This is a genomic window from Pseudonocardia nantongensis (assembly GCF_046546495.1).
GTDB lineage: Bacteria > Actinomycetota > Actinomycetes > Mycobacteriales > Pseudonocardiaceae > Pseudonocardia > Pseudonocardia nantongensis.
This window is the reverse complement of the sequence record NZ_JBKGXT010000016.1, coordinates 84,300-100,348: the sequence shown is the minus strand read 5'-3', so window position 1 is coordinate 100,348 and position 16,049 is coordinate 84,300. Positions and strand designations below refer to the sequence as shown.

The 16,049-nt window shown below is 73.4% G+C and carries 14 protein-coding genes; 5 read left to right on the top strand and 9 right to left on the bottom strand.

Annotated elements, in window-relative coordinates:
* Window positions 1–58: 58 nt before the first annotated feature.
* The 9 genes from ACLFMI_RS18155 to ACLFMI_RS18115 form a co-directional block, all read right to left on the bottom strand.
* Complete coding sequence (locus ACLFMI_RS18155; protein ID WP_410949069.1) at window positions 59–1,249, bottom strand: CaiB/BaiF CoA transferase family protein; 1,191 nt, start codon at window positions 1,247–1,249, stop codon at window positions 59–61.
* Window positions 1,246–2,901 (bottom strand): acyl-CoA dehydrogenase family protein, encoded by a 1,656-nt coding sequence (locus tag ACLFMI_RS18150; protein ID WP_410949068.1) that lies wholly within the window; start codon window positions 2,899–2,901, stop codon window positions 1,246–1,248. Before ACLFMI_RS18150 ends, ACLFMI_RS18155 begins: the two co-directional genes overlap by 4 nt.
* A gap of 16 nt (window positions 2,902–2,917) precedes the next feature.
* Entirely contained in the window at window positions 2,918–4,261 is a 1,344-nt protein-coding gene (locus tag ACLFMI_RS18145; RefSeq protein ID WP_410949067.1) for an MFS transporter, read from the bottom strand.
* Between the two features lie 95 nt (window positions 4,262–4,356).
* Window positions 4,357–5,247, bottom strand: a complete 891-nt coding sequence (locus tag ACLFMI_RS18140; protein WP_410949066.1) for a LysR substrate-binding domain-containing protein — start codon at window positions 5,245–5,247, stop codon at window positions 4,357–4,359.
* A gap of 324 nt (window positions 5,248–5,571) precedes the next feature.
* Window positions 5,572–6,528 (bottom strand): PDR/VanB family oxidoreductase, encoded by a 957-nt coding sequence (locus tag ACLFMI_RS18135; protein ID WP_410949065.1) that lies wholly within the window; start codon window positions 6,526–6,528, stop codon window positions 5,572–5,574.
* Window positions 6,528–6,764: a hypothetical protein gene (locus ACLFMI_RS18130; protein WP_410949064.1), complete on the bottom strand. Its 237-nt coding sequence runs from the start codon at window positions 6,762–6,764 to the stop codon at window positions 6,528–6,530. The genes ACLFMI_RS18135 and ACLFMI_RS18130 overlap by 1 nt, the downstream gene beginning before the upstream one ends.
* Complete coding sequence (locus ACLFMI_RS18125; RefSeq protein ID WP_410949063.1) at window positions 6,761–7,825, bottom strand: Rieske 2Fe-2S domain-containing protein; 1,065 nt, start codon at window positions 7,823–7,825, stop codon at window positions 6,761–6,763. Before ACLFMI_RS18125 ends, ACLFMI_RS18130 begins: the two co-directional genes overlap by 4 nt.
* Window positions 7,822–9,165, bottom strand: coding sequence for an MFS transporter (locus ACLFMI_RS18120; protein ID WP_410949062.1), 1,344 nt, complete (start codon window positions 9,163–9,165; stop codon window positions 7,822–7,824). The genes ACLFMI_RS18125 and ACLFMI_RS18120 overlap by 4 nt, the downstream gene beginning before the upstream one ends.
* Before the next feature lie 156 nt (window positions 9,166–9,321).
* Window positions 9,322–10,116 carry an IclR family transcriptional regulator gene (locus ACLFMI_RS18115; RefSeq protein ID WP_410949061.1) on the bottom strand — a complete coding sequence of 265 codons (795 nt, stop codon included), beginning with the start codon at window positions 10,114–10,116 and terminating at the stop codon, window positions 9,322–9,324.
* A 161-nt stretch (window positions 10,117–10,277) separates the two neighbouring features.
* Here ACLFMI_RS18115 and ACLFMI_RS18110 point away from each other — a divergent pair, with 161 nt between their 5' ends.
* The 5 genes from ACLFMI_RS18110 to ACLFMI_RS18090 all read left to right on the top strand — a co-directional run bounded on the left by ACLFMI_RS18110 (window position 10,278) and on the right by ACLFMI_RS18090 (window position 16,027).
* The gene (locus tag ACLFMI_RS18110) at window positions 10,278–11,039 is read left to right on the top strand and encodes an IclR family transcriptional regulator (protein ID WP_410949060.1); all 762 of its coding nucleotides are present in this window, start codon (window positions 10,278–10,280) and stop codon (window positions 11,037–11,039) included.
* Window positions 11,040–11,107: 68 nt separating this feature from the next.
* Window positions 11,108–12,085, top strand: coding sequence for a PDR/VanB family oxidoreductase (locus tag ACLFMI_RS18105; RefSeq protein ID WP_458788592.1), 978 nt, complete (start codon window positions 11,108–11,110; stop codon window positions 12,083–12,085).
* A 24-nt stretch (window positions 12,086–12,109) separates the two neighbouring features.
* Window positions 12,110–13,318: a cytochrome P450 gene (locus tag ACLFMI_RS18100; RefSeq protein ID WP_410949059.1), complete on the top strand. Its 1,209-nt coding sequence runs from the start codon at window positions 12,110–12,112 to the stop codon at window positions 13,316–13,318.
* A gap of 141 nt (window positions 13,319–13,459) precedes the next feature.
* Window positions 13,460–14,740: an ArgE/DapE family deacylase gene (locus ACLFMI_RS18095; protein ID WP_410949058.1), complete on the top strand. Its 1,281-nt coding sequence runs from the start codon at window positions 13,460–13,462 to the stop codon at window positions 14,738–14,740.
* Window positions 14,741–14,758: 18 nt separating this feature from the next.
* On the top strand, window positions 14,759–16,027 hold the full coding sequence (locus ACLFMI_RS18090) for a PucR family transcriptional regulator (RefSeq protein WP_410949057.1): 1,269 nt from the start codon (window positions 14,759–14,761) through the stop codon (window positions 16,025–16,027).
* The last annotated feature ends 22 nt before the right edge of the window (window positions 16,028–16,049 follow it).

The following is a 16,049-nucleotide window of genomic DNA, read 5'->3' as shown; positions in this document are numbered from 1 at the left end:
GAGAAGCGCTGTGCCACGCGGTGGCCGGCCCTGACCCCGGTATCGAAAGAACCGAGGGTCAGCGACCGGTCGGCGCCGCCGCGGCGCCCTCGGCGGTGTATCCGAGCTCGGCGAGGATGTCGGCCCCGTGCTGATCGAGGGCCGGCGGTGCGCTGCGTGGCGCCGGCCGCTCGCCGTCGAAGGTCAGCGGGAGTGCGATCTGCTCCAGCGGCCCTGCCTCGGGGTGCTCGACCTGGTCGATCATCCCGAGGGCAGCGGTCTGCGGGCAGTCGTACACCTCGGCGAGGGTCCGGACGGGGGCGCAGGGCACACCCGCACCCTTGAGGACGGCCAGCCAGTGGGCCGTCGACTTCGGACGCACCTCGTCGGTGATGTCGCGGTTGACGCCGTCGCGGTGGGCCACCCGGCCCGCGTTGTCGGCGTAGTCCGGGTGTTCGGCGAGGTCGGGGCGGTCGAGTGCCCCGCACAGCGCTCGCCAGTGCGCGTTGTTGCCGACCGCGATGACCAGGTGCCCGTCGGCGGTCGGATAGGCCTGGTAGGGCACCAGGCTCGGGTGACCGGATCCGAGGCGGGGCGGGTTCTGGCCGGTGGCGAAGTAGCCGGTGGCGAAGCCGGCGTGGAAGGCCAGCTGGGACTCGTACAGCGAGGTGGCGACGTAGGCACCGCGCCCGGTCCGCTCCCGCTCGAGCAGGGCGGCGAGCACACCGCTGAGCCCCCACATCGCCGCCCCGAGGTCGCCGAAGGCGAAACCGGCCTTGACCGGTGGGCCGTCGGGTTCGCCGGTGAGCGACATCAGGCCGGCCGCGGCCTGCACGACCATGTCGTAGCCCGGCTCGTCGCGCAGTGGCCCCGTCTCGCCGTAGGCGGAGATGTGCAGCGCGACGAGCCGCGGATACCGCTGCACCAGCTCGGGTCCGTGGAAGGCGTGGGCCAGCGAGCTCCCGGGCCGGAAGTTGTCGAGGACGACGTCGCTGTCCATCAGCAGCCGGTGGACGACCTCCTGACCGGCCTCCGTGGAGAGATCGAGCGCGAGCGAGCGCTTGTTGCGGTTGACCGCGAGGTTGTAGGTCGCGTCGGGGCCCCGGAACGGCGGACCCCAGCTCCGGGTGGGGTCGCCGCCGTCCGGGTGTTCGATCTTGATCACCTCGGCACCCAGGTCGGACAGGGCCTGGCTGACGTACGGACCGGCGAGGATCTTGGACAGGTCCAGGACCCGGATGCCTGCGAGCGGCGCGCGGGCGGCGGTCATGTGGTCACCTCCGCGGTGGTGCCGTCGACGATGGAGGCGAGCGCGTCGAGGGCGGCCAGCGGGGGCTCCTCGGGAGTGAACAGCCGCTGCAGGTAGGCCTCGGCCACCAGGCGCTTGCGGTCCCCCCGACCGTCCTTGGCCTCCCAGGCGGCCTGTTCGACGAGCAGGGTCGCCATCACCGCCTGGGCGAGGGCCTCGGTGTAGTCGCCCACGGCGAGCTCCTGCCGCTCGCGGTCGCCCTCGAGCAGCGTGTCGCCCCGCCGGCGCAGGGCCTGCCAGTGCTGGGCGAGTCGGCCGGCGAGCGGAGTGGCAACCGGGTCGAGGCGCCCGAGGTAGGTGTCGACCAGGACATGGTGGGCGTGCTGCAGTCGCATGCAGCGCAGGACGTCGAGGGCGACGACGTTGGAGGCGCCTTCCCAGATCGAGCCCAGGTGGGCGTCGCGGACCAGGCGCGGGTTGATCCAGTCCTCGATGTAGCCGTTGCCGCCACGGACCTCCATGGCTTCGGCGGTGACCCAGCGACTGCGCTTGCACACCGAGTACTTGGCCATCGGGGTGAGCACGCGGGCGGCGATCGCGGCGTGCTCGTCCCCGTCGTCGCCGCGCGCGAGCTGGTCGCCGATCTCCAGCACGACGCCGAGCGCGGCTTCGGTCTCGAGCTGCAGGCCGAGCAGGGTGCGCCGCATGAGTGGCTGGTCGAACAGGGTCGTGCCGAACACGACACGTTGCCGCGCGTGGGTGACCGCTTCGTGCACGGCGCGGCGCATGAGGGCGGTGGAGCGCATGACGTTGGCCAGGCGGGAGTGGTTGACCATCTCGAGCATCTGTTGGACGCCGCGGGTCAGGTCGCCGATCGGGCGGGCCTCGGCATCGAGCAGGGTGACCTCGCCGCTGGCCATGGAGTGGGTGCCGAGCTTGTTCTTGAGCCGGTCGATCCGGTAGCTGTTGCGGGTGCCGTCGGGCCGGTACCTGGGTAGCAGGAACATGCCGAGGCCGCGGGTGCCCTCCCCCTGCCCGGGGACCCGGGCGAGGGTGAGGATGACGTCGGCGGTGACGTTGGAGCAGAACCACTTGCGCCCGTCGAGGGTCCAGTGGTCGCCGTGGTGGGTGGCCACGGTCGCGGTCTGCGCGAGGTCGGTCCCGCCGTCGATCTCGGTCATGAACATCGCGCCGGTGGCGTGGGTGTCCGGGTCGGTGGAGGTCAGCGCCTCGATCTCGGGGCGGAAGGTCTCGGGGTCGAACATCTCCAGCACGCGCGCGGCGGAGTCGGTCATGTTGATCGGGCAGCCGAGGCCGTACTCCGCCTGGGAGAACAGGTACGTCAGCGCGTACTTGACCACGTGCGGGGCCGGGTCGGACCAGCCCAACACACCGCCGTGGGACAGCGCTGCCAGCCCGAACCGGCAGAACCCGGCCTCGACCAGTGCCTCGTAGGCGGGGTGGAAGTCGACCTCGTCGATGCGGTCGCCCGCGGGGGAGTGGGTCCGCAGGGTGGGCGGGTTGGTCTCGGCCGCGGCGGCGAGGCGGTCCAGCTCGCCGGCGACGAGCCCGCCGAGCTCGGCGAGCACGGGTTCGATGCGGGCGCGGTCGTCCGGGGGCAGGTAGCGGTCCAGCAGCGGACGCAGCGCGGGATCGAGATCGGCGAAGTTCACGGGTGGCCTCCGAGGGTCAGCGCGCCGCCGCGGGCGCGGCGGTGGTCGGGTTCTGTTCGGCGGCGGTGATCCGGCGCAGCAGCGGGACGACGGCCGCCAGGGTGATCGCCACGTAGACCAGGCCGAGGACGACGACCGACCAGATGCTGCCGGTCGTGGTGAGCAGCAGCTGGCAGACGAACGGCGCGGTGCCGGAGAAGATCGTGGCGCAGAGCTGGTAGGACAACGAGATCCCGGTGTAGCGGACCTCGGTCGGGAAGGCCGCGGACAGCATCCCGGCCATGACCGCGTAGTACATCGCGTGCGGCAGGGTGGCCAGGGCCATGCCGATCACCGCCCACCAGAACGAACCGGTGAGGACCAGCACGAACAGCAGCGGCAGGAACACGATCTCGGGCAGCAGCATCCAGTACACCGCGCGGCGCAGGTCGAGCCGGCTGCCCAGGACGGCGCCGAAGGGCTGGCCGATGACCTGGACGGCCAGCGAGATCGCGACGATGGTCAGGAAGGTCGTGCGGTCGAACAGCGGCGCGTCGCCCGCGGTGGCCCAGGAGAGCACGAAGGTGCTCTTCACGTAGGTCAGCGCCACACCGGCGACGCAGGCGAGGGTGCCCAGCGCCACCAGCCCGGGGTACCGGGTCAGGACGACCTTGGCCGGCAGTCCGGCGTCCTTCTTCTGCTCCAGGTGCCGCACCATCTCGGGCGTCTCGCCCAGCCGCAGGCGGATGAACAGCCCCACGATCATCAGTAGCGCCGAGGCCAGGAACGGGATCCGCCATCCCCACCCGGTGAAGGCGGCGTCGGGAAGTTGCGCGACCGCGAGGAAGGCCAGCGTCGCGAGCAGGTTGCCCACCGGCGATCCCTGCTGTGCGAAGGCACCGTAGAGCAGCTTCTTGCCCGGTGGCGCGTACTCGGTGGCGATCAGCACCGCGCCGCCCCACTCGCCACCGACGGCGACGCCCTGCACCATCCGCAGCACCACGAGCAGGATCGGGGCCAGTACACCGATCTGGGCGTAGCCGGGCAGGAGCCCGATGGCGACCGTGGCGACGCCCATCATCGTCAAGGTGACGACCAGGGCGGACTTGCGACCGTACTTGTCGCCGAAGTGTCCGAAGATCAGGCCACCGAGAGGGCGGGCCAGGAAGCCGACCCAGAACGTCCCGAAGGCGGCGAGCGTGCCGATCGCCGCGGGGGCACCGGAGAAGAACACCTTCCCGAAGACCAGGGCGGCGGCGGAGCCGTAGATGTAGAAGTCGAACCACTCGAGCGTGGTGCCGGCGAACGCGCTGACACCGGCGCGCCGGGCGTCACGGGTCGAGCCGGGCGTGGGCGCGGCGACGGTGTGGGACTCGGTCACGGGCGTGCTCCTCTCTGAGCTGCCCGGCAACCGTGACACCGACCATTAGGATCGGTCCAAGACCAATGTTCGCGGTCGGTATGCTGCATCACGACTCACTCTGGAGTCGGTAGTACCCGCCCGGCCACGTCGAGCACCGCCCGCAGCACGGCGGACTCGTCGATCTGACGCCACACCAGACACGCCGGCAGGACCGGGGGCGGGCCCTCGAGCGGCACGAACACCACATGGTCGAGCCGGATCGAACGCGCCGCCTCGACGACCAGGGCCACACCGACTCCCGCTCCCACCATGGAGAGCAGGCTGAACGAGTCCGGTGCCTCCTGCACGATCGCGGGACTGAACCCGGCCTCCAGGCACGAGCGCACCGACAGCGCGCGCACCTCGGAGCCGCGCGTGGCGGGGAAGGCGACGAAGTGCTCGCCGGCGAGCTCGCCGAGTGCGACCGAGCTCCGTTCGGCGAGCGGATGCACGTCGGACACGGCGAGCAGCAGCGGGTCCCGGCGCACCAGCCGGGTGTTCAGCCCTCGTGGGTTGCTCACCGTGGCAAACCCCAGGTCCAGGGCGCCCTCGGCGATCCGGCTCACCGTCTCGGCGGAGAAGTGCGGCCCGTGCAGGGCCACCTCGATGCCGGGGAGCTCGGCAGCGACGGCCCGGGTCAGCAGCGGAAGGGTGACCGCGCTGCTCGCGCCGGCGAAGCCCAGCGCGACGCGACCGATCTCGCCCCGGCCCCCGGCCCGCGCCGCCCGGCGGGCCACCGAGGCAGAAGCCAGCACCTCTCGCGCGGGTTCGAGGAACATGTGGCCGACCGCCGTGAGCTGCACCGAGCGGGTGCTCCGCTCGAACAACTCGACCCCGAGATCGCGCTCCAGCAGCCGGATCTGCTGGCTCAGCGGGGACTGCGACATGTGCAGCCGTGCGGCGGCACGGCCGAAGTGGAGTTCCTCGGCCACCGCGACGAATCCGGCCAGATGTCGCAGTTCCACTCTCACCCTCCTCGATGACGGCCGGGTCTGATTATCCCCGATCAAGTCTCGCTGAGTGCATCGACTGGTCTTGGACGCGACGCAATTCCGCTGCGATCCTGATGTGCCCTGACGCCTACCGGAAGCCCAGGTAGACGTCCCACAGCTCACTGAGGAACCGCCCGAACCGGAGCAGCTCCCCGGGCCCGTCCGGTCCGGACGGCCTCGGCGGCCGGCCACGACTGGCCGATGGCCGAGCACCGGCAGGAGCCGCGCGTCGGCGTTGCTCCCCGACCGGCTGATCGAGCTCGTCGTGCAGTCCGGTCCATGGCGAGCAGGTCGGTGTCACAGATCGAGCACCAGCCGCGGCGTCCGGGACCGCGACACGCAGAGCATCATCGTGTCGCAAGCCGCCCGCTCCTCCTCAGTGAGCAGCGAGTCGCGGTGGTCCGGGACGCCCTCCAGCACCCCGGTCTCGCAGGTCCCGCAGGTGCCCTCCCGGCAGGAGGACAGCACGCTCACCCCGGCGTCGTCGAGGGCGTCGAGCACCGACCGGCCGGCGGGTACCGCGACCACCCGGCCGGACCCAGCCAGCGACACCTCGAAGGCATCTTGTGGGACGTCGTCGGCGCCTGCCTTCGGCGCGAACCGCTCGACGTGCAGCGTCACGTCCGGCCGCTCCGCGCATTCCCGCTCCATCGCCGCGAGCAGCGGCTCGGGCCCGCAGCAGTAGACGGAGCTCGCCCCCGCGAGGATCCCGGGGAGGTCGAGCAGCCCGGCCTCGTCCTGCGGCCGCAGCTCGACCCGCCCCGGGTGGCGCTCGGCGAGGTCGGCGAACGCCATCGACGACCGGGTCCGGCCGCCGTGGACCAGCCGCCAGTCCGCACCGGCGGCCTCGGCCGCGGCCAGCATCGGCACAATCGGCGTGATCCCGATTCCCCCCGCGACGAACAGGTAGCTCGGCGCGGGGACCAGCGGGAAGTGGTTGCGCGGGCCGCGCGCCCGGACGGGGGCGCCCTCGGCGAGCACGTCGTGCACGTGCGCGGACCCGCCGCGGCCCTCCGGCTCGCGCAGCACCGCGATCCGCCAGACGGACCGCTCGGCGGGGTCGCCACACAGCGAGTACTGCCGGACCGACCCGCCGTCGGGCACCGGCCTGCCGTCGAGCAGCAGGTCGACGTGCGCGCCCGGCTCCCACTCCGGGAGGTCCACCCCGTCGGCGCGGCGCAGCGTCAGCAGGGCGACACCGTCGGCGGCCGGCTCCTTCCTCTCGACGACGAGGTCCAGCTCGGTCTCGGTCATCACATGCTCCTTGCGCGAGACCCGGCGAGCGCGGGTTCCGGACGGGTCGGGACGGCGACGGGCCGGTGGCCGTCCGGGTGGCCGAGCAGCCACTCCCACAGCTCCACCGGGTCGTCGAAGATCTGCTCGGCGCCGCAGTGGCACACGGCGCGCTGCAGGTCGGTGCCGAGGACCCAGTGGATGCGGTGCACCCGTTCGCCGCGCAGCACCGGCGGCGCCTCCGGGATGGCGCTCACCGGGCTGCGGCGGTGGCGTCGTGCGGCGCCTCGTCGACCATCCGAGCCAGCATCCGCCGCGCCGCGAGCCCGCCGGTGTCGATGTTCACCGACAGTTCCTGATAGCCCTCCGGCTCGGTCGCGATCACCCTTTCCAGGACGTCGAGCGCCTCGACGTCCTGGAGCACGACGGTGCGGTTGTTCTCGGCCAGGAACGCCGTGACCTCCTCGTCGTCGAGAGCGAAGTCACGGGCGACCATCCAGAAGTCGTGCGTGGAGTGCTCGGTCTCCGGAGTGATCGCGTAGACGACCTCGACGTGGAACGCGTCCGGGTCGCTCCCGTCCGGGTGCGGCACCGAGCCGACCGGCGCGATCCGGGAGTGCAGCTTGTACAGGCACGGCGGGGTGTACTCGATGTCCTGCCAGCGGGCGATCCGCCCGGACAGCCCGGTCGAACGGACGTAGAACGGCGGGCACTCGGCGTCGTCCATGTGCCGGGAGACGTAGACGACGCCGGCGTCGTCGTCGACCTCGGTGGAGATCGGGGTGGCGGCGACCTCCGGTGTACCGATGTAGCCGCCGTGCAGGTAGGTCTCGTGGGACAGGTCGAGCAGGTTGTCGACCAGCAGCGAGAACCGGGCGGCCAGCGGTTCCCTGCCGCGCACCGTCGTCCAGCCAGGGGAGTCCAGGTAGGACGCCCGCGGGATGCGGGCCGGGTCGGCGCGCTGCGGGTCGCCGACCCAGACCCAGATCAGCGAATCCTGCTCGACGACCGGGTACGGCGCGAGCCGGGCGGTGCGGGGCACCCGGGTCTGGCCGGGCACGGCCACGCACTTCCCGTCGGCGCCGTAGGTGAAGCCGTGGTAGCCGCAGACCACGGTGTCGCCGACCAGCCGGCTGGGGGCCTGCGACAGCGGGAACCGGCGATGCACACAGCGGTCGGCGTGCGCGGTGACCTGGCCGGCCTCGGTGCGCCAGAACAGGATCGACTCGCCGCCGATCGTGCGGGAGAACAGCTCGCGACCGACCTCGGTGGTGTAGGCGGCGACGTACCACTGGTCGCGGGGGATGGCGGTGCTCACGGGGTGGCTCCTTCGGAACGGACCGGCGCGGCCGTGGTGGTGTGGCCCGGCCGGAGCAGGAGGATCAGGACGGCGGCGCCGACGAACACGGCGCCGAAAACCAGGTAGAGGGCCTGCGGGGTGGTCCCGGCGTCGAGCAGCGTCCCGGCCAGCGTGGGGGCGAGGATCGCCCCGGCACGCCCGATGGCCAGCGCCGTCCCGACCCCGGTGGTGCGCACGTCCGGGCCGTACGCCTGCGGGGTCAGCGCGTAGAGCCCGGCCACGCAGCCGTTGACGAACAGCCCGATCACCGCGGCCACGCAGAAGGCCAGGGCGAGCGACGACGTCGACGCGATGAAGGCACCTAGCAGCAGCGCGGTCGCCACCATGTACGCGGCGAGGACCCGGCGCAGTGCGAACCGGGCGGCGAGCAGCCCGAGCGCGGCGGCGCCGAAGATCCCGCCGACGTTGAGCAGCGTGCCGCCCGCGATGCCGGCGTCGGGCGACAACCCGGCCTCGACCAGCAGCGTCGGCGTCCAGCTGGTGACGAAGTAGAACCCGGCCATGACGCAGAAGAACGCCACCCAGAGCAGCAGCGTGGTGCGGCGCAGCGCGGGCCGCAGCAGCTCGCGGTAGCCGGAGGCGACCCCGGACGTGGCCGGTGGCGCGGCGGGCAGCGTCTCCCGCGCGGCATGCCCCATCCGCGACAGCAGGGCGTTCACCCGCTCCAGCGCCCCGGCCGGGCGGCGGACGAGGAGGTAGTCGATCGACTCGGGCAGCCGCCACCAGACCACGGGGATCGTGGCGAGCGTCGCGAGGCCGCCGACTCCGAACACCGAGCGCCAGCCGAACTGGTCGACCAGCAGCACGGCGAGGAGGCCACCGAGGGTGGCTCCGAGCGCGTACCCGGTCGAGTTGAGGCTGACCGCGAGGCCGCGCCAGCGTGCCGAGGCGTACTCGGCGGCGACGACGTTGCTGGTGGCCAGGATTCCGCCGACGCCCAGCCCGGTGACCACGCGCAGGGCGCCGAGCTGGCCGGGGGACTGGCTGAGGGCGGACAGCACCATGGCCGTCCCGGCCAGGGCGAGGCAGCCGAGCACGACCGGGCGGCGGCCGATCCGGTCGGCCCACGGCCCGATGACGATCGAGCCGGCTGCCATGCCGATCAACCCGGCCGAGAGCAGCAGGCCGAGCTCGGCGCCCGACAGGTTCCACTCGGTGGAGACGGCGCGACTGGTGAAGGCCATGACCAGGACGTCGAAGCCGTCCAGCATGTTCAGCAGCACGCACACGGCGACCGCGCCCCACTGGAAGCGGGACATCGGGGCGTCGTCGAGGAGGCGGCGGCTCGGGGTGCTCACGACCCCGCTCCGAAGGGATGGCGCATGGCGGAACTCCGTTGTCCTCGTGCGTCGGGACACCGCGCGCCGGTCGTGGTGGGGCGCCGCGGTCGGACCGAGCATGCGGTCCGTCCGGGGTGGGACGAAGCCCGACTTCCGGAAAATGGAAGCCTGAGGTCAGGAGCCGAGTGCCCGGCTGATCCCGCGGGCGGTGGTGCGCACCAGCGGGGCGAGCGCCCGCGGGGCCGCGCTGCCGTGCCGCACGACGAGCGAGACCGCGGCCACGACCCGGCCGCGGGCGCCGTGCACCGGGGCGCCGACCGACAGCGCGTCCTCGGTGACCTGACGGTCGCTGACCGAGTACCCGTCCCGGCGGACGTCGGCGAGCATCCGGCGCAGCCGGGCCGGATCGGTGACGGTGAACCGGCTGTACCGGTCGACGGGGGCCGCGAGCACCTCCTCCTGCAACTCCGCCGCGGCGTGCGCGAGCAGGACGAGGCCGACCCCGGTCGCGGTGAGCGCGAACCGGCTGCCGACCCGGGTGAGCACCGGGACCGCACCGGACCCGGCGAGGCGCTCGAGGAAGACCAGCTCACCGCCCTCGCGTACGGCGAGCTGCACGTTCTCCCGGGTGACGTGCGAGAGGTCCTCGAGGAACGGCAGCGCGATCTCGCGCAGCGCGTGCCCGCGCGGGGCGAGCGCGCCGAGCTCCCACATCCGGAGCCCGATCCGGTAACGGCCGGTCTCGTCGCGCTCCAGGGCGCCCCAACCGGTCAGCTCGGCGACCAGCCGGTGCGCGGTGGACAGCGGCACGCCCGCGTGCCGGGCCAGGTCGCTCAGCGACAGGGCCGGACGGCCGGGGCCGAACGCGTCGAGCATCCGCAGGGCGCGGGCGACCACCGACCCGGTCGGGCCGGACGGGCGGCCGCGCCGGGCGGGGACGGGACCGTCCCGCTCGACGTCGATCGCCATGCCTCGCCCCTCACCTCGTCGTGCACCGACCCTACGGGTGGTCGAGGGGACCTGGTCGCTCGTCGTCCTGCCCTGCCCGGTCCGCCCCGGTGTGGTCGGCCGGCGTCCGGGTGCCCCGGTGAGCGGCGCCCGGACGCGGTCGAAGCGGCAGAATCGGCGTCATGGCACGGGCATCCGGGGAAGCGGTGCTCACCCGGGCGGTTCGCATCCTCGCGGTCTTCGAACCCGACCGGGCCGAGGCCGGCGTCGCGGAGATCGCGCGGCTGACCGGCCTGCACATCGCGACGACGTCGCGCCTGGTCGCCCAGCTCGTCGAGCTGGGCCTGCTCAGCCGCCTCCCGTCGGGGCGGGTAGGGGTCGGCATGCGGTTGTGGGAGCTGGGGCAGCGCGCGTCGCCGACGCTGTCGCTGCGCGAGGCGGCGATGCCGTTCCTGGAGGACCTGCACGCCGCGATCGGGCATCACGTCCAGCTCGGCGTGCTCGACGGCACCGAAGTGATCTTCCTGGAGCGGCTGTCGGCGCCGGGCTCGGTCGTCAACTTCACGCGGATCGCGGGCCGGCTGCCATTGCACGCGTCGTCGTCGGGACTGGTGTTGCTCGCGCACGGCAGTCATGACCTGCAGGAACGTGTGCTCGCCTCGCCGCTCGAGCGGCTCACCCCGGCCACCGTGACCGATCCCCGCGAGCTGCGCTCGTTGCTGGCGCGGGTCCGCCGCGACGGCGTGGTGATCACCGAGGGACACATCCATCCCGAGGCGACCGGGGCCGCGACGCCGGTCCGGGACCGGCACGGCACGGTCGTCGCCGCCCTCGGGGCGGTGCTGCCGAACGACGGCCGGGCCGGCGGCGTCGTCGCGGCCCTGCGGGCGGCCGCGCACGGCATCGCCCGCGCGCACACCGCGCGGACATCCGACTCTCATTGAGCGAGAGTGCCGTTCTGTTCGGCTCGCCCGATCCACATCCTGGCGTGGACCCAGTGCCGGGAGGTGCGGTGACCAGTGTCGTGAGCCGTATCGACGATCCGCAGGGCCGGGCCCGTGCGGTCCGTGTCGCCGCGCGGACCGAGGAGGCGTCCGGCGTCGTGTCGCTGGAGCTGGTCGACCCGGACGGGCGGCGGTTGCCGGACTGGACGCCCGGCGCGCACGTCGACCTCGTGCTCCCGAACGGCCTGACCCGCCAGTACTCGCTGTGCGGGGACCGGTGGGACGCCCACCGCTACCGGGTCGGCGTGCTGCGCGAGCCGGACGGGTGCGGCGGCTCGGCCTGGGTGCACGACCACCTGGCGGTCGGCGACGTCGTCGGGATCGGCGGTCCACGCAACAACTTCCCGCTCGTGCCCGCGCGACGCTACCTGTTCGTGGCCGGCGGGATCGGGATCACCCCGCTGCTGCCGATGATCTACCAGGCGGCGCTCGTCGGCGCCGACTGGCGGCTGCTCTACGGCGGCCGGACCCGGGCCTCGATGGCGTTCGCCGACGAGCCGGCGCGCCACGGGGACCGGGTGCGGATCCTGCCCCAGGACGAGCACGGGCTGCTCGATCTCGACGGCTTCCTCGGCGAGCCGGAGGCCGGTACCCGCATCTACGCGTGCGGGCCGCCCGCGCTGCTCACCGCCCTCGCCGCCGCGTCGAAGCGATGGCCGGCGCACACCGTGCGCACCGAGCGGTTCGTGGCGCAGGAGGCGGCCGCCCCGGCCCGCGACACCGTCTTCGAGGTCGAGCTGGCCCGCCGGGGCGTGACCGTCCCGGTCCCGCCGCACCGCTCCGTCCTCGAGGCCGTGGCCGACGCCGGCGTCGACGTGCTCTCGTCGTGCCGGCAGGGCACCTGCGGCACCTGCGAGACGACCGTCCTGGCCGGCGAGCCGGACCACCGCGACTCGCTCCTCGACGACGAGGAACGCGCCGCCGGGGACTGCATGTACCTCTGTGTCTCCCGCTCTCGCGGGGACCGCCTCGTGCTGGACCTCTGACCCGTCGAACTTCCGGAGCCCGCCATGACCCTCGCCGCCCAGACCGGCGCCCCGGTCGACGAGGCCGACCCGTTCGGTCCCGAGATCCTCTCCGACCCGATCCCGTTCCACGCCCGGCTGCGCGACGCCGGCCCGGTGGTGTACCTGAGCCGGTACGACGTGTTCGCCCTCGGACGCCACGAGCAGGTGCACGACGCGCTCGCCGACTGGCAGGCATTCCAGTCCGGCGCCGGCGTCGGCCTGTCGAACTTCCGGACCGAGAAGCCGTGGCGGCCACCGTCGCTGCTGCTCGAGGCCGACCCGCCGCACCACGACGCGCCGCGCCGGGTGCTGTCGACGATCCTCGGTCCGCGCGCGCTGCGGCGGCTGCGGGAACGGTGGATCGCCGACGCCGAGCGGCTCGTGGACGAGGTGCTCGACCGGACCACCGAGTTCGACGCTGTCGCCGCCCTCGCCGAGACCTTCCCGCTACGGGTGTTCCCGGACGCCGTCGGTCTCGGCGCCGAGGGCCGGGAGAACCTGCTGCCCTACGGGAACCTGCTGTTCAACGCGTTCGGGCCGCACAACGACCTGGTCGCCGAGGGCATGCCGCGGATGGGGGAGCTGTCGGGCTGGGTGAACGCGCAGTGCGAGCGGGAGGCGCTGGCACCGGCGGGGTTCGGCGCGGACATCTGGGCCGCCGCGGACCGCGGCGAGATCACCCCCGACCAGGCCCCGCTGGTCGTGCGCTCGCTGCTGTCGGCCGGCGTCGACACGACCGTCAACGGCCTGGCGGCGGCGCTGCACGCGTTCGCGACCCACCCGGACCAGTGGACACGGCTGCGGGACCGTCCGGAGCTGGCACGGGCGGCCTTCGACGAGGCCGTCCGCTGGGAGTCCCCGGTGCAGACCTTCTTCCGCACCACCACCCGCGAGGTCGAGCTGGCCGGGACCCGTATCCCGGACGGACACAAGGTCCTCATGTTCCTGGGCTCTGCCAACCGGGACCCGCGCCGGTGGGGACCCGACGCCGACGCGTTCGACCTCGGCCGCGACCCCTCGGGGCACGTCGGGTTCGGGATGGGGCTGCACCAGTGCGTCGGCCAGCACGTCGCGCGGCTCGAGGCCGAGGCGGTGCTGCACGCGCTCGTCCGGCGGGTCCGCACGATCGAGCTGGCGGGTGAACCGTGCCGGAAGCTCAACAACACGATGCGGATGTGGGGGTCGCTTCCCTTGCGGGTCGGCCTGCAGTAGGGATCCCGTCCGGCTGTGGATCTGCACACCGCGGACGGCGACAACTCTGTGTGCGCCTCACTTGTCGCCGCCCCACCGCGACGCGACCGTGGACGGCGTACGCGCAGCTCGTCGGCAGACCAGGGACGGAGGACGGTCTTCATGCTCGACCCGGAGATCACCGAGCGCATCATCGCGGCGGTGAACGAGCGCTTCACCGACCAGCTCGCCTGGACCGCCGAGCTGGTCCGCCGCCCGAGCCTGCGGGCCGGCGAGGCCGACGCGCAGGACATCCTCGAGGCTGCATTCTCCGAGGCCGGGCTGGAGATCGACCGCTGGCGGATCGACTCGCCGGAGCTGCGGGCGCACGTGGGGTACGGCCCGACCCCCGTCGACCCGGCCGTCCTGGAGAACGTCGTCGGCACCTGGACCCCATTGGTCGAGCGGGGTCGCTCGCTGATCCTCAACGGGCACGTCGACGTCGTCCCGACCGGGCCGGGTGAGTACTGGAGCCGGTCCCCGTGGGACGCCGAGGTCGTCGACGGGTGGATGTACGGGCGGGGCAGCGCCGACATGAAGGCCGGCATCGGTGCGAACGTGTTCGCGCTCGGCGCGCTGCGCACCGCCGGGCTGCGGCCGACCGGGCGGATCCACGTCCAGTCGGTCGTCGAGGAGGAGTGCACCGGCAACGGCTCGCTGGCCGCGCTGCTGCGCGGCTACACCGCCGACGCCTGCGTGATCCCCGAGCCGGAGGACGACAAGCTCGTCCGGGCCAACGTCGGTGTGCTGTGGTTCGACGTGACCGTCCGCGGCGTCCCCACCCACCTGAGGGAGATGGGCAGCGGGCAGAACGCCATCGACGCCGCGTACAGGGTGATGGGCGACCTGCGCGCGCTCGAGGCGGAGTGGAACCGGCGCAAGGACGAGCACCCGTACTTCTCCGGCACCGACCACCCGATCAACTTCAACGTCGGCATGATCCACGGCGGCGACTGGCCCTCCAGCGTCCCGGCGCAGTGCACCTTCACCGTCCGCGCGGCGCTGTACCCGGGGACCTCCGCCGCCGACGCGTGGGCCGAGATCCAGCAGACGCTGGCCAGGTCTGCCGCGGCGATCGACCTGCCGGACGCCGTCGTCGCCACCCCGTCCGGCTTCTTCGCCGAGGGGTACGTGCTGGAGGAGGGGTCGGACGCGGAGGCCGTGCTGGCCCGCTCGCACGAGCGCGTGTTCGGCAGCGAGCTGGAGTCCTTCACCACCCCCGGCTACCTGGACGGGCGCGTGTTCACCCTCTACGGGGGCTTCCCATGCCTGGTCTACGGGCCGGTCTCGGAAGCCATCCACGGCATCGACGAGCGGGTGGACGTCGAGTCGGTCCGGCGGATCACGACCGCCGTCGCGTTGTTCGTCGCCGAGTGGTGCGGCGTGGAGCCGATCACGGACTGACCGCACTACTGTGTGCACATGCACAGCACGGAGGGCCGGGCCGACGAGGGCCCGGTCGCCGGGGAGCCGGCCGACGCCCGCTGGGAGGAGCTGGTCACCCGGCTGCGCGGGGACTCCGACGCCCTCTTCCGGGCGTTCCTGGCCCGGGTCCGCCTGGTGCCGCCGTACGCGCGTGGCCTCGTCCCCACCGAGCGGATGGAGGACGACGCGACCCGCACCTTCGACTACCTGCTCCGGCGGATCGGCGACACCCCGGTGCCGGCCCGGCTGGCGGAGATCGGAACCGAGATCGGCCGGGACCGGGCACACCGCGGTGTCCCGCTCAACGACCTGCTCACCGCGGTCCGACTGAACTTCCGGATCGTCTGGGACGCCCTGCGCGAGCAGGCAGGCACCGGTGACGGCCCGCTGCTGGTGGAGCGGGTCGACCGGGTGTGGGCGGCGGTGGAGGAGCACGCGCTGCAGGTCCAGGTCGCCTACCAGGACGAGGGTGCGCTGATCGCCCGCGAGCGCCGGGGCGAGCGGTCGATGCTGGTCGCGGCGCTGCTCGACCGGGTCGACGGCCCCGACGACGTCCTGCCAGACCCCGGCCCGGACGAGGTCGCCCGGGTCGCGCGGGCGCTCGCCGTCGACGTCGACGACGACCTGCTGGTGGTCGTCGCTCCGGCGTCGGCCGGTGGGCAGCTGCACCGGGCCGCGGCCACCCTCGCCGCTCAGGGCCGCCCGGTCCACGTCCAGGCGTTGGCCCGGCACGCCGTGCTGCTGGCCCGCTGGACGGGGGCGGCGGCGGAGCAGGGGCCCGCCGGGATCCGCGCGCTGCGCTCCGGCCTTGGCGGGCTGCTGGACACCGTCCCGTGCGTGCTGGGGCCCCCGGCACACGGCGTGCCGACTGTGCCGGCGAGCGCGCGGACCGCGCTCCGGGCGGTGGACGCGCTGCCCGACCTGACCGGGCCGGTCGACCCGTACGACGCGTGGTTGCCGGTCGCGGCCGCCGGGCTCTCCGGTGCGCGGGGGATCGGACCGGAACTGGTGTCCTCGGTGCTCGGCGGGCTGGGCACGCTGGCACCGGCCGAGCGCGACCGGCTGCTGGACACCGTCCGGGCCTGGGCCCGCACCGGATCGGTCACCGCGGTCGCCCGGGAACTCTGGTGCCACCGCAACACCGTGCTCAACCGGCTGCGGCGGTGCACCGAGCTCACCGGGCGGGACGTGACCGTGCCGGACCAGGCGACGGTGCTGCTGCTCGCGCTCGCCTGCTCCGACGTGCCCTCCCCGGGCCGTCGCTGACCGCCGGACCGGTCGTGCCGGG